The 208-nt window shown below is 63.9% G+C and carries 1 protein-coding gene; it reads right to left on the bottom strand.

Translation table 11 applies throughout. From position 1 onward, the window contains the following. Window positions 1–208: hypothetical protein (locus tag Q7F16_RS30240; RefSeq protein ID WP_409557489.1), on the bottom strand; the 208-nt coding region annotated here is incomplete at both ends.

Below are 208 nucleotides of genomic sequence, written 5' to 3' on the forward strand. Positions count from 1 at the left end.
ACCGTCGCGGTGCTGCCATCCGGGTAAGTCACAGTAACCGTGCTGTTCGGCTCGGCACTGCCGCTGACCACCAGGCTGCCGTCGGCATTGGCCACCACGGTTACGCTCGGCGCAACTGGCGCCGTGGTATCGCTGTAAGCCACCACGGTGTCAGGGCTGACATTACCTGCTGCGTCCGACGAGTTCGCAGTGACATCACCGGTCGGTT

Origin of the sequence: Pseudomonas sp. Lb2C2 (assembly GCF_052112205.1) — a bacterium.
GTDB classification, from domain to species: domain Bacteria; phylum Pseudomonadota; class Gammaproteobacteria; order Pseudomonadales; family Pseudomonadaceae; genus Aquipseudomonas; species Aquipseudomonas kilonensis.